This window comes from Shinella zoogloeoides (assembly GCF_033705735.1).
Classification (GTDB): Bacteria; Pseudomonadota; Alphaproteobacteria; order Rhizobiales; family Rhizobiaceae; genus Shinella; species Shinella zoogloeoides_A.
In genome coordinates, this window is record NZ_CP131130.1 from 1,811,992 (window position 1) to 1,826,582 (window position 14,591).

16 protein-coding genes are annotated in these 14,591 nt (G+C 65.8%); 10 read left to right on the plus strand and 6 right to left on the minus strand.

From position 1 onward, the window contains the following. Nucleotides 1-26 precede the first annotated feature (26 nt). The 3 genes from ShzoTeo12_RS09205 (at nt 27) to ShzoTeo12_RS09215 (ending at nt 2,416) form a co-directional block, all read left to right on the plus strand. Complete coding sequence (locus ShzoTeo12_RS09205; RefSeq protein ID WP_318909337.1) at nt 27-1,082, plus strand: dipeptidase; 1,056 nt, start codon at nt 27-29, stop codon at nt 1,080-1,082. A 21-nt stretch (nt 1,083-1,103) separates the two neighbouring features. Further along, nucleotides 1,104-1,850 carry a copper homeostasis protein CutC gene (locus ShzoTeo12_RS09210; RefSeq protein ID WP_318909338.1) on the plus strand — a complete coding sequence of 249 codons (747 nt, stop codon included), beginning with the start codon at nt 1,104-1,106 and terminating at the stop codon, nt 1,848-1,850. A 68-nt stretch (nt 1,851-1,918) separates the two neighbouring features. Beyond that, entirely contained in the window at nt 1,919-2,416 is a 498-nt protein-coding gene (locus ShzoTeo12_RS09215) for a CreA family protein (RefSeq protein WP_318912427.1), read from the plus strand. Between the two features lie 54 nt (nt 2,417-2,470). Here the strand turns inward: ShzoTeo12_RS09215 and ShzoTeo12_RS09220 are convergent, their stop codons facing one another. Continuing rightward, nucleotides 2,471-2,824 carry a hypothetical protein gene (locus tag ShzoTeo12_RS09220; protein ID WP_119256011.1) on the minus strand — a complete coding sequence of 118 codons (354 nt, stop codon included), beginning with the start codon at nt 2,822-2,824 and terminating at the stop codon, nt 2,471-2,473. A 151-nt stretch (nt 2,825-2,975) separates the two neighbouring features. Continuing rightward, nucleotides 2,976-3,440, minus strand: coding sequence for a chemotaxis protein CheW (locus ShzoTeo12_RS09225; RefSeq protein WP_117366518.1), 465 nt, complete (start codon nt 3,438-3,440; stop codon nt 2,976-2,978). 255 nt (nt 3,441-3,695) lie between these two features. On the opposite strand from ShzoTeo12_RS09225, the gene ShzoTeo12_RS09230 reads away from it, so the two are divergent. From ShzoTeo12_RS09230 to ShzoTeo12_RS09245, 4 genes are all read left to right on the plus strand, one after another. Beyond that, entirely contained in the window at nt 3,696-3,854 is a 159-nt protein-coding gene (locus ShzoTeo12_RS09230; protein WP_162911309.1) for a hypothetical protein, read from the plus strand. Between the two features lie 227 nt (nt 3,855-4,081). Beyond that, nucleotides 4,082-4,681 carry an SCO family protein gene (locus ShzoTeo12_RS09235; RefSeq protein WP_119256010.1) on the plus strand — a complete coding sequence of 200 codons (600 nt, stop codon included), beginning with the start codon at nt 4,082-4,084 and terminating at the stop codon, nt 4,679-4,681. Between the two features lie 78 nt (nt 4,682-4,759). Continuing rightward, the gene (locus ShzoTeo12_RS09240; RefSeq protein ID WP_318909345.1) at nt 4,760-5,641 is read left to right on the plus strand and encodes a 50S ribosomal protein L11 methyltransferase; all 882 of its coding nucleotides are present in this window, start codon (nt 4,760-4,762) and stop codon (nt 5,639-5,641) included. A 490-nt stretch (nt 5,642-6,131) separates the two neighbouring features. Continuing rightward, the gene (locus ShzoTeo12_RS09245) at nt 6,132-7,967 is read left to right on the plus strand and encodes an aminopeptidase P family protein (protein ID WP_318909346.1); all 1,836 of its coding nucleotides are present in this window, start codon (nt 6,132-6,134) and stop codon (nt 7,965-7,967) included. On the opposite strand, the gene ShzoTeo12_RS09250 is transcribed toward ShzoTeo12_RS09245, so the two are convergent. The 4 genes from ShzoTeo12_RS09250 to panC all read right to left on the minus strand — a co-directional run bounded on the left by ShzoTeo12_RS09250 (nt 7,957) and on the right by panC (nt 10,861). Further along, complete coding sequence (locus ShzoTeo12_RS09250) at nt 7,957-8,268, minus strand: AzlD family protein (RefSeq protein WP_162911347.1); 312 nt, start codon at nt 8,266-8,268, stop codon at nt 7,957-7,959. The genes ShzoTeo12_RS09245 and ShzoTeo12_RS09250 overlap by 11 nt on opposite strands. 2 nt (nt 8,269-8,270) lie before the next feature. After that, on the minus strand, nt 8,271-9,005 hold the full coding sequence (locus ShzoTeo12_RS09255) for an AzlC family ABC transporter permease (RefSeq protein ID WP_318909347.1): 735 nt from the start codon (nt 9,003-9,005) through the stop codon (nt 8,271-8,273). A gap of 161 nt (nt 9,006-9,166) precedes the next feature. Further along, nucleotides 9,167-9,991 (minus strand): 3-methyl-2-oxobutanoate hydroxymethyltransferase, encoded by an 825-nt coding sequence (panB, locus tag ShzoTeo12_RS09260; protein WP_119256006.1) that lies wholly within the window; start codon nt 9,989-9,991, stop codon nt 9,167-9,169. Nucleotides 9,992-9,997: 6 nt separating this feature from the next. After that, nucleotides 9,998-10,861, minus strand: coding sequence for a pantoate--beta-alanine ligase (gene panC, locus ShzoTeo12_RS09265; protein WP_318909349.1), 864 nt, complete (start codon nt 10,859-10,861; stop codon nt 9,998-10,000). 281 nt (nt 10,862-11,142) lie between these two features. Here panC and ShzoTeo12_RS09270 point away from each other — a divergent pair, with 281 nt between their 5' ends. The 3 genes from ShzoTeo12_RS09270 to ShzoTeo12_RS09280 all read left to right on the plus strand — a co-directional run bounded on the left by ShzoTeo12_RS09270 (nt 11,143) and on the right by ShzoTeo12_RS09280 (nt 14,529). Next, nucleotides 11,143-13,215, plus strand: a complete 2,073-nt coding sequence (locus ShzoTeo12_RS09270) for a DEAD/DEAH box helicase (RefSeq protein ID WP_318909351.1) — start codon at nt 11,143-11,145, stop codon at nt 13,213-13,215. A gap of 68 nt (nt 13,216-13,283) precedes the next feature. After that, nucleotides 13,284-14,111, plus strand: a complete 828-nt coding sequence (locus ShzoTeo12_RS09275; RefSeq protein WP_318909352.1) for a TIGR02587 family membrane protein — start codon at nt 13,284-13,286, stop codon at nt 14,109-14,111. 7 nt (nt 14,112-14,118) lie between these two features. After that, complete coding sequence (locus ShzoTeo12_RS09280) at nt 14,119-14,529, plus strand: TIGR02588 family protein (RefSeq protein ID WP_318909354.1); 411 nt, start codon at nt 14,119-14,121, stop codon at nt 14,527-14,529. The last annotated feature ends 62 nt before the right edge of the window (nt 14,530-14,591 follow it).

A 14,591-nucleotide genomic window follows, 5' to 3' on the forward strand; every position in this document is an offset into this window, starting at 1 on the left:
GGATAGAATTTGTCCGGGAGCGGTACATGCAATTGATCTTCGACGGCCACAACGATGTTCTCCTTCGGCTCTGGGAGCATGCGCGGGAGGGGATCGATCCCGTCGCCGAATTCGCCCACGGAACCGACAAGGGCCATATCGACGCCCCGCGCGCCCTGAAGGGCGGCCTTGCCGGCGGCTTCTGCGCCATGTTCATCCCGCCGAACGAGGACTATCCGGCGCGTAAAGTCGATGCGAACGGCCATTACAGCATTCCGATGGTTGGTCCGCTGGAGCAGCCCGCCGCGCTCGCCACCGCGCTCGAAATGGCCGCCATCGCCTTCCGGCTGGAACGCGCCGGCGCGCTTTCGATCTGCCGCTCCACCGCCGATATCCGCGCCGCCATGGAGGCCCGCCGCTTCGCCGCCGTGCTGCATATCGAGGGCTGCGAGCCGATCGCAGAGGACCTCTCGACGCTGGAGACGCTCTACGCCGCGGGCCTGCGCTCGCTCGGCCCGGTCTGGAGCCGGCACAACCGCTTCGGCCACGGCGTGCCCTTCGCCTTCCCCTCCTCGCCCGATACCGGCCCCGGCCTCACCCCGGCCGGCGTCGCGCTGGTGAAGGAATGCGACCGGCTCGGCATCATGATCGACCTTGCCCACATCACCGAAAAGGGCTTCTGGGACGTGGCGCGCGAAAGCAGCCAGCCGCTCGTCGCCACCCATTCCAACGCCCATGCGCTGACGCCGATCTCGCGCAACCTCACCGACCGCCAGCTCGATGCGATCCGCGAGCGCAAGGGCATTGCCGGCCTCAACTACGCGACCACGATGCTGCGCGCCGACGGCATGGAGAATGCCGACACGCCGCTCTCCGACATGGTTCGCCATATCGACCATATGGTGGAGCGCATGGGCATCGACTGCGTGGCGATCGGCTCGGACTTCGACGGCGCGACGATCCCCGCCGCCATCGGCGATGCGGCCGGCAACCAGGCGCTGGTCGAGGCGCTGCGCGCCGCCGGCTACGGCGAGGACGACCTTGCGAAACTCTGCCGCGAGAACTGGCTGCGGCTTTTGAAAACCGTCTGGCGCGAAGCCTGACGAACAATACGGACAGATTACATGACCAAGCCCCTCATCGAACTCTGCGTCGAAGGCATCGACGGTTTCCTCGCGGCCCAGGAGGCCGGCGCCGACCGGGTGGAGCTCTGCGCGAGCCTGATGGAGGGCGGCCTGACGCCGAGCCTCGCGACGATCCGCGCCGCCGTGAAGGCCGCGCGCATTCCCGTCCACGTCATCATCCGCCCGCGCGGCGGCGACTTCCTCTATTCGGATACCGAATTCGAGACCATGGTCGAGGACATCAGGGCGCTGAAAAGCGAGGGCGTCTCCGGCGTCGTGATCGGCTGCCTCACGCCGGACGGCCGGATCGATGAGGAACGCACCCGCGCGCTGGTCGAGGCGGCACGGCCCATGTCGGTCACCTGCCACCGCGCCTTCGACATGACGGCGGATGCCGGCGAGGCGCTGGAGGCCCTGATCCGCTGCGGCATCGACCGCGTGCTGACCTCCGGCCAGCGCGACACCGCCGTCGAAGGCATTGCCATCCTGAGAAGCGCGGTCGAGCAGGCCGCCGGCCGCATCGTCATCATGGGCTGCGGCGCGCTCGACGCCGGCAACATCCGCAAGGTCCGCGACGAGGCCGGCCTTGCCGAGATGCATTTCGCGGCGCTGACGACCGTACCGAGCGGCATGGTCTTCCGCAATCCGCATGTCGGCATGGGCGGCACCGAGAAGGACCGCGAATACGAACTGACATTGACGGACAAGGACGCCGTCCGGGCGACCATCGCCGCCGCAAAATCCTGACGTGCCATCTTGCGGGCAGCGGTCGGTTATCCCTACCTTTCACGGGAACAAGGAGACCTGCCATGTACATGCCTTCTGCCCCTGCCTGCCTGCGCACCGCGCTTGCCGCCGGCCTGCTGGCCGTCGCCGCTCTTCCTGCCGCCGCCGATACGGTGGGCAAGGTCGGCGTCGACTGGATCGGCAACGATATCTATGTCGATGCGGTGAGCGATCCCAAGGTCTCCGGCGTGACGTGCCATGTCACCTATTTCGACCGCTCGGTCATCGACCGCCTGCAGAAGGGCAACTGGTTCGAGGACCCGTCGAATAATGCCATCTCCTGCCAGCAGACAGGCCCGATCACCATCGACGATATCGATCTTTCCCGCGGCGGCGAGGAGGTCTTCAAGGCCGGCCTGTCGCTGATCTGGAAATCGCTGATCGTCACGCGCGTCTACGACAGAAAGAACGACACGCTGATCTATCTCGCCCATTCGCGCGAGGTGGTGAACGGCTCGGCGAAGATGTCGATCTCGACCGTCCCGCTCTATGGCGAGACCGTGACCTGGACCAGGGGCAAACCATGAAAAACGCCCCGGCCGTCATTGGCTCGGGGCGCGGTTCGCGGAACGGCAAGGCATCTACCTCACATAGACGATCTTGCTGCCGTCGGCCGCCGTTTTGATTTCGACGACATTGTTGAGCTGGACGTTCTTGGAAGCAAGAAGCGCCGTCAGGTCCGGGTTGGACTGGAGTTCAGCCTGCACCCGCTCGACCGAGGCCGGATCGTTCATCCGGTGAGAGAGGCGGTCGAATTCGCCGCGCTGGCTCTGGTCCATTTCCAGCGTCGACATCTGCACGACACTCACGTTGTCGGTGCCGATCGAGCCGGTGGTCATCCTGTCCGCATCCATGCCCTGCTGGGCATAGGCGACGCCTGCAACGGGCGACACGGCGAGAAGCGAGGCAAGGGCGATCGTAACTGTCCTGTTCATTGTCATTCTCCACTGTTTTCATTTGCGGAAGCATGGAGAAAACGGGAGGAGTCTCGTTTGGTTCCTCATGGATTTTCACGAGAACGTGCGCAGCCGAAAGCGCCCGGCGGAGACGACGGGCGCTTTCGCTGAAATTCCGGTGCCTTCGGCCTCAGGCGGCCTGGGCGAGTTCGTCGGCGATGACGGTGTCGAGGTTGAGGAAGCAGACCATCGACTTTTCCAGCGCCACGATGCCGCGGCAGAAGGCGCGCTGGGCTTCCGGGATGATCTCCGGCGCCGGCTGCAGGGCCTCGCTCTTGATGGTCATCATGTCGGAGACCTGCTCGACGAGGAGGCCGACCAGCTTGCCGGCGATATCCGTGACGATGATCGCAGAGCGCTCGGACGGCTCGGTCATCTTCATGCCGAGACGGCAGGCCATGTCGATGACCGGGATCACCGCGCCGCGCAGGTTGATGAGGCCGAGCACATAGGGCGGCGTGTGCGGCATCGGCGTCACCGGCGCCCAGCCGCGGATTTCGCGGATGGCCATGATGTCGATGCAGAATTCCTGCTCGCCGAGATGGAAGGAAACGATTTCGAGATAGGCGCCGGACTGCTTGATGGCGTTGGACATGGACAAGACCTCTTCCCGACGAGGGAGCGAACTGTGAGAGATGCGCGGCGCGCCGTTCGGCGTGCGGCGGACGTCATGTCCCGGAGCCCGAGGGCCTGATGCGCGTCATGGCAAGGTGACAAAGAGAGATTAAACAATGCCTAAGGAAACCTTGCAGAATGAGGTATTCCGGCCGGTTTCGGCACATCGAAACGCCTGACGTAGCGGCAGGCCGGGGCGGTTTCGAACATGGCCGTTCCGTGCTATGGTCCGGCCATGGACAAGACAGCCCGCCGATATACCGTCGTTCCCGCCGCGCTGGTCGCGCTCGGGCTCGCCGTCATGGTCGCGACGGCGGCCTTTGCCGGCTGGCTGGAGCACGGCACGGCGATCTTCCTCAGCCTTGCCGAATCCGGCATGTCTTGGTGCTTCTGATCACAATCGCGCGAGCCCTTCCGCTTTGCCGGCATTGCGGCAATTGGCGCGTTTGCGCGCCCTGCGCCGAAGGACTATGACACCGGGCGAGCGGCGTTGCCGACATGAGCATTTCCAGCCGAAGCGGGATCGCTTCGGCGCCGGACAATGCGGCGAAACAAAGAGTTGGGGCGCTTTCGCGATTCGAAGAAAAGCGGAAATGCTCCGGAGCCCACCGAAGGACTGCCATGAAGACCCTGCGCCTCGTACTCTGGATCGCCGTCGCGCTCGTCGCCGGCCTGCTCGGCTGGTTCACGCTGGAAATGACCCGCTCCAAGGACCAGGTGGCGAGCGGCCCCTTCGGCGTGCCCTTCGAACTCGTCGCCCAGGACGGCAAGCCGATCACAGAGAAGGCCTTCACCGGCAAGCCGACGGCCCTCTTCTTCGGCTTCACCCATTGCCCGGAAGTCTGCCCGACGACGCTCTTCGAGCTCAACGGCTGGCTCGACAAGGTCGACCCGGACGGCAGCAAGCTGCAGGCCTATTTCGTCACCGTCGACCCGGAGCGCGATACGCCCGAGCTGATGGGCCAGTATGTCGGCAACGTCTCCAAGCGCATCACCGGCATTTCCGGCCCGCCGGCCAAGGTGCTGGACATGGTCAAGGGCTTCCGCGTCTATTACCGCAAGGTGCCGCTCGACGAGGAGAAGCCGGACGGCGACTACACGATGGACCACACGGCCTCCGTATTCCTGCTCGACGCGACCGGCCGCTTCACCGGCACGATCTCCTATGGCGAAAACCCGGACGTCGCCGAAAAGAAGCTCGCCAACCTGATCAAGGGATAAGCGCGCTTACCGGCGATCCACCTTTGCCCTCGGCTTTCGGACATGCTAGGCGGACCTGAAACAACAGGAACCCGGCCCGTGAGCGAAATCCGCCTCTACATCAGCACCACCGAGCAAAAGGCGGAAGCGGCGCTTTCGCTGATGAGCGACGCCTTCGAGGAAGAGGGCTACGCCATCGCCACGATGGAGATCGACGAGAAGAACGACGTCTGGGAAGCCTCCGTCTACATGTTCCGGCCGGAAGAGGCGGAGATCCACGAACGCTTCGCCGCCCTGCTCGCCGCCGATTTCCCGGGCGTCGAGATCCAGCGCGAGGTTCTTCCCGATATCGACTGGATCGCCAAGTCGCTCGAGGGCCTGAAGCCCGTGCGCGCCGGGCGCTTCGTCGTGCACGGCTCGCATGACCGCGGCACGGCACGCGCCGGCGAGATATCCATCGAGATCGATGCCGGGCAGGCCTTCGGCACCGGCCATCACGGCACGACGGCGGGCTGCCTGGAAGTCATCTTCGACGTGATGCGCAAGCGCAGGGTAAAGCGCGCGCTCGACCTTGGAACGGGCAGCGGCGTGCTGGCGATCGCCGCGCGCAAGCTCGCCCCCATCCGGGTGCTGGCGACCGACATCGACCCCATCGCCACCCGCGTCGCGCGCGAGAACGTGCGCCTCAACGGCATAGCCTCGGGCATCGCGCTGGAAACCGCGCCAGGCTTCCACTCCACCGCCTTCGGCCGCCACGGTCCGTTCGATCTGATCATCGCTAATATCCTCGCCCGCCCGCTGATGCGCATGGCCCCGCAACTGGCGGCGCAGCTCGCCCCGAACGGCGACGTCATCCTGTCGGGTATCCTCGCCTCGCAACGCTGGAAGGTGCTCGCCGCCTATAACGGCGCGGGCCTGCGCCATGTGAAGACCATCTGGCGCGAAGGCTGGGTGACGATCCACCTCGACAATCGCCGCTAGGCTTCTCTCTCCCCATCTCCATCGCCCTCGGGCTCGCCCCGAGGCCATGGCGCGATGTCGACTGGAAATCCGGGCAAAATAAAAGGCGGTGCCAGAGGCACCGCCTATGGACCGGCGAACCGGCCTGCCCGCGAGCTTGAGGAGGAGGAGTGCTCGAGCGGACCTATGTGTTCCGAGCGCCTTCCCGGAGGAGGGAGGAGGAGTGACCGGCAAGACGCCTGATCGGAACACCTAGCTATGTGCGACACGAAGGACTGGAGGAACTTTCACTTCGTTTCGCTTGAAGCGCGTTTAAGTTCGCTTCGTTGACGCCGCTTATAATCGATAGAAAAAATAGAGATAGTCCCTTTTGCGTCATGGGTGCCATGCGCGGAGCGCATAAGTCCAATCTGAGACCTCTCGATCCGTCCGTATGCCCCACCCGCGTTTCCCTCCCTGCCGGGATCGGTTAGATTGCCGGGACGATTCATCGCCTCACCGGAAGCCACCCATGTTCCAGAGTTTCGACGTCACCTCCACGCCCCAGTTCGGCCGCGAGCGCGCGGATGCGCTGCGCGCCTCCTTCAACACGCTCGGCATCGACGGCTTCCTCGTGCCGCGCGCCGATGAATATCAGGGCGAATATGTGCCGGCCTCCGCCGAGCGCCTGTCCTGGCTGACGGGCTTTACCGGCTCGGCGGGCGTCGCGCTCGTCATGCGCGGCGAGGCCGTGGTCTTCGTCGACGGGCGCTATGTCACGCAGTTCGCCGAGCAGGTGGATGGCGCGGTCTTCACCGGCGGCGACCTCGTCGGCGAACCGCCGCATCTCTGGCTGCAAAATCATGCGCCGAAGGGCTTCCGCCTCGGTATCGATCCCTGGCTGCACACCGGCGCGGAAGTGCGCCGGCTGGAAAAGGCGCTTGCCGGCCTCGGCGGCGCGCTCGTCCTCCTGCCGCACAACCCGCTCGATCGCATCTGGACCGGTCGCCCGAGCGAACCGCTCGGCCGCGTCGCCATCCAGACCATCGACCATGCCGGGGAGCTCGCCAGGGACAAGCTCGTGAAGATGGCCGAGGCGACGGCGAAAGCCGGCGCCGATGCCCTCGCCGTCACCGATCCCTCCTCCATCGCGTGGATCTTCAACATCCGCGGCAGCGACGTGCCGCACACGCCCCACCCGCTCGCCCGTGCCATCATCCCGGCGAACGGCCGCCCGCAACTCTTCCTCGACAAGCGCAAGACCGGCATCGAGCAGGAAGCCTATCTCACGCAGCTCGCCGACCTCGTGCCCCCCTCACAGTTCGACGAACGGATCGCGGCGCTGGCGGCCGAAGGCAAGCGCATCCTCGTCGACCCGGACCACGCACCCTTCGCGCTGGCGGAGATCGTCCGCAGCAAGGGCGGCACGCTCGTCGAGGCCGCCGACCCGGCCCGCCTGCCCCGCGCCTGCAAGAACGACGTCGAGCTTCAGGGCTCCGCCCGCGCCCATCTCCAGGACGGCGCGGCCATGGTGGAATTCCTCGCCTGGCTGGACGGCACGCCCCCGGGAACCGAGACCGAGATCGCCGTCACGAAGAAGCTGGAAGAGGTGCGCCGCCGTGTCGGCGAGCGCCAGCAGAACCCGCTGAAGGACATTTCCTTCGACACCATCTCCGGCGCCGGCGCCCATGCCGCCATCATGCATTACCGCGTGACGACGGCGAGCGATGCGACGCTCGAACCGGGCACGCTCTTCCTCATCGATTCCGGCGCGCAATATATCAACGGCACGACGGACATCACCCGCACGGTCGCCATCGGCGCGGTGCCGGAGGAGCAGAAGCGCTTCTTCACGCTGGTCCTCAAGGGCATGATCGCCATCAGCACCGCCCGCTTCCCCAAGGGCACGCGCGGCTGCGACCTCGATCCCCTCGCCCGCATCGCCCTGTGGAAGGCCGGCGCCGACTTCGCGCACGGCACCGGCCACGGCGTCGGCTCGTATCTCTCGGTGCATGAAGGCCCGCAGCGCATTTCGCGGCTTTCGACGCAGGAGTTGCTGCCCGGCATGATCCTCTCGAACGAACCGGGCTACTATCGCCCCGGCAGCTTCGGCATCCGCATCGAGAACCTCGTCCACACCCTGCCGGCCGCGCCCGTCGAGGGCGGCGATATCGACATGCTCGGCTTCGGGACGCTGACCTTCTGCCCCATCGACCGCCGCCTCGTCGTGCCGGCGCTGATGACGGAGGAGGAGTTCGCCTGGCTTAATGCCTATCACGCCGAAACGCGCGAAAAGATCGCGCCGCTCCTTTCGGACGACGCGACGAAGGCATGGCTGGAAAAGGCGACGGCTCCGATCAGCCGATGACGTGGCGCAGGATCATCACGACGATCCAGCCCACGCCCAGCATCGGCAGCAGAGAGATGCGCAGGCCGACGAGGAAGGCGACCGCCATGGTGAGGGTGACGTCGAGGCCGCCGGTCACGGCGGCCGGCGCCACCAGCGTCGTCAGGACCGCGGCCGGAACGGCATTCAGCGCCGCTTCGGCCCGCGGCGGAATGCGCTTCATGCGCGTGATGAAGACATAGCCGCCGATGCGCGTGAGATAGGTGGCGATCGCGCCGGCCGCGATGATCAGCAGCGTCTGGGTGTGGAACATCGTGTCCATGCTCATGCCTCCCCTTCGATGGCATCGCCGATGGGTGCCGCGCTCTCTTCCCCGTCGATGGGCATGACGGCGGCCACCGCGATGCCGGCCAGGGCGCCGAGGCTGACATGCCAGGGCGAGCCGACGAAATGCAGCGCCAGGATCGAGCCGACGGACGAGGCGAGCACCACCGGCAGCCAGTTCGCCCGGCTGCGGAAGCCGAGCACCAGCCCCATGAAGTAGATCGGCAGCAGCACGTCGATACCGATGGCCTTGGGATCGCCGATGAGGTTGCCGAGGAAGCCGCCGAGCAGCGTCAGGAAAAACCAGGGAATATAGACGCTGAGGCCGAGTACAAGGAACCAGACATAGCCGACGCGAATGCCGGCATCGGCCCGCCGCTCCGTCTCGGCGAATTGCGGATCGACCAGCAGGAAGAGCCCGGTCGCCTTCTGCCAGAAGGTGAAATGCCGGATATGCGCGGCAATCGCCGCCGAATAGAGCACGTGGCGGAAATTTACCGCGAAAATCGACAGCACCACCAGCCACGGCGCGACATGGTGGTTGAACAGCTCGACGCCGACGAGCTGGCTCGCGCCGGCATAGAGGGTGGCGCTCATCAGTGCGGCTTCGGCTATGCTGAGGCCGTTATCGACGGCGACGGCGCCGAACAGAACGCCGAACGGTGCGGCGGCGAGCGCGATGGCCAGCCCGCGCCGGGCGGCGTCGCGGATTTCTTCTTTCGTGGCGGGTGTCATGGGTTCTGCTCTCTTGCGTTGGCTGAAGCCATAGAGCAGGCACGGTCCACCGGCAAACCAATATGGCTGATGGACCGTTCAGCAGGATTGATCGATCGGCGCCCTGTGACGACCGGCGCTGATGGATGAAGATCAGGAGGCGGGCCTCCTGATCTTCAGGCTCAGCTCTTCTTGAGCTGGAACGTATGCTCCGGTCCCGGGAAGCTGCGGGCCTTCACCTCCTCGGCATAGGTGGCGAAGGCTTCGCTCATCACCGGCGCGAGATTGGCGAAATGCTTGACGAAGCGCGGCTTGAAGTCGGTGAAGATGCCGAGCACGTCGTCGACGACGAGAACCTGGCCGTCGCAGGCCGGCGATGCGCCGATGCCGATGGTCGGCGCCTTGATCTCGGCGGTCACCTCGCGCGCCACCGGCTCGACCGTGCCCTCCACCACGATAGCGAAGGCGCCGGCATCGTCGATGGCCGCGGCGTCCTTGCGGATCTTGTCGACTTCCTTGTCGTTGCGGCCAAGCGTGCGGTAGCCGCCGGTCGTGTTGATGAGCTGCGGCATCAGCCCGACATGGCCGAGCACCGGAATGCCGCGCTGCGTTAGGAAATGCACCGTCTCGGCCATTTCCGCGCCGCCCTCGAGCTTGATGGCCGAACAGCCGGTTTCCTTGAGCACGCGGGCGGCGGTTGCGAAGGCCTGTTCCTTGGACTGCTGGTAGGAGCCGAACGGCAGGTCGACAACGACGCAGGCATTGGACGAGCCGCGCATGACGGCCTGGCCATGGGCGATCATCATCTCGATGGTTACGCCGACGGTCGAATCGAGGCCGTAGAGCACCATGCCGAGGCTGTCGCCGACCAGCATGAAATCGACATGCGGATCCATCAGCTTGGCAACCGGCGTCGTATAGGCGGTGAGACTGACGATCGGGCGCTGGCCCTTCAAAGCCTTGATGTCGGCGGGAGCCAGACGGCGTTTGGCGGTGTGTACGCTCATATCACGCTACCTTTTCGCGTTTTTCGGGCCGATGACCCGGTTATCGAGGAGTTTCGTGCCCCCAAAGCGCACGAAAAGCAACAAAAGAACCGGCCTGTCGCCGACGCTGCCGATCTCGGCCAGCGTGTCGGGATCGCGGATGGCGACCACTTCGGGCCTTGCCAGCGGCTCCGCGGCGATGAAGGCCGTAACCGCCGCTTCCAGCCGCTTCGCATCCGTCTCGCCCGCCGCGACCAACCGCTCGGCCTCTTCCAGCGCGCGCGGCACGATGGCGGCGGCGGCACGCTCTTCCGCGGACAGATAGACATTGCGCGAGGAGCAGGCGAGCCCGTCCGCCTCGCGCACCGTCGGCACGCCGACCACCTCGAGGGGCTGCGCGAGATCGGCGACCATGCGGCGGATGATGGCGAGCTGCTGGTAGTCCTTCTCGCCGAAATAGGCGCGGTCGGGACCGGCGATGTTGAAGAGCTTGGTCACGACCGTCGCGACGCCGGCGAAATGGCCGGGACGGACGGAGCCTTCCAGCTCCGCGCCGAGCGTCGGCACGTCGACCACGGTTTCCATCGGCCGCGGATACATGTCGGCGACGCCGGGGGCGAAGAGATAGTGGACGCCCGCCGCCTCCAGCATCGCCTGGTCGCGGGCAAGGTCGCGCGGATAGCGCGCAAGGTCCTCGTTCGCGCCGAACTGCAGCGGATTGACGAAAATGGTGGCGACGACGATGTCGTTGTCGGCGAGCGCCCGGCGGGCAAGCTCCATATGGCCGACATGAAGATAGCCCATGGTGGGAACGAGACCGATCGTCCGGCCGTCCAGGCGGTGCGGCGCCAGCGCCGCGCGCAGGTCCGCGATGGTGGTGAAGGTCTGCATCGCCGGTTCCTCCTTGCTCTCGCCCTCTCCCGCGGGCGGCCCCTTCCGCATGCCTTCTCGGGAGCATTTCGGGGAGCGCCGTTTTCTATCTTGTGCAGCGCAAAAAGACAATCGGGAAAGACTTTTGCCCGCCATCGCTTAACCCGCTGGGCAGCTTTGCGTTTTGCGCACTGTACATTTGCGGCAAGGAACAGTAGAGAGCGCCCACACACGCCCGTTACGCGCGGGCTTGAGAGTGCGGTGCAAGATCGCCGCTGAACCCGAATTCCGAAAGACCCCCTATGACGAGTTTCGAAGGCCTCGCTCCGGCGATGGCAAAGGCGTTGGAAAAACGCGGCTATACCACATTGACGCCGGTGCAGATCGCCGTCTCCAACCCGAAGATCGGCGATGCCGACGCGCTGGTCTCCGCGCAGACCGGCTCCGGCAAGACCGTCGCCTTCGGTCTCGCCCTTGCCCCGACGCTGCTTGACGGCGAAGAGCGCTTCGGCCGCGCCGCAAGCCCGCTCGCCCTCGTCATTGCCCCGACGCGCGAACTTGCCATGCAGGTCAAGCGCGAGCTGGAATGGCTCTACGAGATGACCGGCGCCGTCATCGCCTCCTGCGTCGGCGGCATGGACGTGCGCACGGAACGGCGCGCGCTGGAGCGCGGCGCGCATATCATCGTCGGCACGCCGGGACGCCTGCGCGACCACATCACCCGGGGCAATCTCGACCTTTCCGACATCCGCGCCGTCGTGCTCGACGAGGCCGACGAGATGCTCGACCTCGGCTTCCGCGAAGACCTCGAATTCATCCTGGAAGCCGCGCCGGAAGACCGCCGCACGCTGATGTTCTCGGCCACCGTGCCGAAGGAGATCGCCGCGCTCGCGAAAAACTACCAGCGCAATGCGATGCGTATCTCGACGGCCGCCGAGAAGGAGCAGCATGTCGATATCGACTATCGCGCCCTGCTGACCGCGCCTGCCGACCGCGAGAACGCCATCATCAACACGCTGCGCTTCTACGATGCGCAGAACGCCATCGTCTTCTGCTCGACGCGCGCGGCGGTGAACCACCTGACGGCCCGCTTCAACAATCGCGGCTTCTCGGTCGTCGCCCTTTCCGGCGAACTCAGCCAGAACGAGCGCACCCACGCCCTTCAGGCCATGCGCGACGGCCGCGCCCGCGTCTGCATCGCCACCGACGTCGCCGCCCGCGGCATCGACCTGCCGAACCTCGAACTGGTCGTCCATGCCGACCTGCCGACCAATCCCGATACCCTGCTGCACCGTTCCGGCCGCACCGGCCGCGCCGGTCGAAAAGGGGTGAGCGCCCTGATCGTGCCGCTCAACGCCCGCCGCAAGGCCGAGCGCCTGCTTCAGATGGCGAACCTCAAGGCCAACTGGGCGACCCCGCCCTCGGCCGAGGAGATCCTGCGCCGCGACGACGAGCGCCTGCTCGCCGATCCGCTGCTTTCCGACAAGGTCACCGAAGACGAAGAAGCAACGGTCGCGGCGCTGGTCGAGAAATTCGACTCCCGCCAGCTTGCCGCCGCCGTCACGCGCTTCTTCAAGGCCGGTCGCTCCGCGCCGGAAGACCTGATCGAGGTCTCGCTCGAGCAGCGCAAGCCGCGCGAGCGCAGCAACGATGCCATCCCGGCCGAGACCAAGCGCCCCCGCGACAGCTTTGCCGCCAGCGTCTGGATCTCCATTTCGGTCGGCCGCAAGCAGCGGGCCGAACCGCGCTGGCTGATCCCCATGCTCTGCCGCAACGGCAACATCACCAAGAACGAGATCGGCGCGATCAAGATGCAGCCGGAGGAGACCTATGTAGAGCTCTCCGCCGACGCCTCCGACGGCTTCCTCGGCGCACTCGGCCCGAACAGCATGCTGGAGCGCGGCATCAGCGTGAAGGTGCTGGACGGCATGCCCGACCTGACGCCGCAGTTCTATGAGCGCACGCCCGGCGAGAAGACCCAGCGCTACGACCGCCCGGAGCGCCGCGCCGACTGGAAGCCGAAGGGCGAATTCGAGAAGAAGGGCGGCTACGACAAGAAGCCGCGCTTCGACAAGAAACGCGATTTCGACAAGCCGGAAGGCGCGAGCGCCAAGCCGCATTGGAAGGACCGCGGCGACAAGCCCGACTTCAACAAGGGCGATGTCGACAAGAAGCCCCGCTTCGAGAAGAAGCGCGACTTCGACAAGCCGGAGGGCGCAAGCGCCAAGCCGCACTGGAAGGATCGCGAGGACGGCGGCAAGAAGCCTGCCAAGCCCTTTGCCGGCGCAAAGCCCTTCAAGGGCAAGCGCGACGAGACGTTCGCCAAGCCCGGCGACGCCCGCAAGCCGAAGGGCAAGAAGCCGGATCGGCATTGAAATGCGCGCGGTGCGGAACTTGCAGGTCCGCACCGCGTTTCCCCCGCGCTTTGCGAGGGGATTCATGAATGGCCGTTGCCGAGGATGAGACAAGCGGGTTCAGCCGGTTCGTAACCGGTCTGGGGCGCGGGGTCGCGGGCGCGCTGTTCCTCGCGCTTCCGATGCTGATGACCATGGAGATGTGGCATCTCGGCTATTACATGGCGCGCGAGCGTCTTTTCCTGCTCTTGCTTCTCAACATTCCGCTCCTTGTCCTTCTCGCCCACCGCATCGGCTTCGAGAATATCTCGACCTGGCGCGAGGCGGTGCGCGACGCCATCATCGCCTATGGCATCGGCATCGTGACGAGCCTCGTCGTGCTGGCGGCGCTCGGCCTCCTGCGCGGCGGGATGCCTGCGGCCGAAATCGTGGGAAAGACGGCGCTGCAATCGGTGCCTGCCAGCATCGGGGCCATGCTCGGCCGCAGCCAGCTCGGCCATGAGGAGACGGACGACGGGAAGAAAGGCACCTATCCCGGTGAGCTCCTGCTGATGGCGACGGGCGCCCTCTTCCTCTCGCTCAACATCGCGCCGACCGACGAGATCGTGGTGCTCGCCTACAAGATGACGGCATGGCACGCGCTTGTCGTCGCCCTGTTGTCGATCGCCCTCATGCACGGCTTCGTCTACGCGGTCTCCTTCATCGGCGGCCACGAGCTTTCGCCCGAGACGCCCTGGTGGCACGCCTTCGTACGCTTCACCCTGCCCGGCTACGTGGTCGCGCTCGGCATCTGCATCTTCACGCTGTGGATATTCGAGCGGCTCGGCGACAGTTCGGCCGTCGAGATCATGCTTTCCGTCATCGTGCTCGGTTTTCCCGCCTCGCTCGGCGCCGCCGCCGCGCGGCTGATCCTGTGAGGCTGCCATGACACGATCCGGCACAGGCCGCCACCGCGAACGCCACGACCCGCACTGGATCGAATGGCTGACGGGGCTCGTCTCCGCCGTCCTGATCGCCGGGATGCTCTCATGGATCGGCTGGGAAGCCGTCACCCGCAAGGCCACCCCGCCCGACCTTTCCATCACTGTGCTGGCAACGGAAGCCACCTCCGCCGGCCACCGCGTCGCCTTCGACATCTACAACTCCGCCACCACCACGGCCGCCTCCGTCACCGTGATCGGCCGGCTGACGGAGGGCGACAGGATCGTCGAGGAGAACCAGGTCACCTTCGACTATGTCGCCGCCGAATCGAAGTCGACCGGCGCCATCCTCTTCCGCAACGATCCGGCCGGCCGGGACCTGGACATCCGGGCCGCCGGCTATACCGATCCTTAGGAAAGGCCGATAAGTTGCGGAAAGGATTCTGAAAAGCGGAACCAAATCCATCCACGCGGATT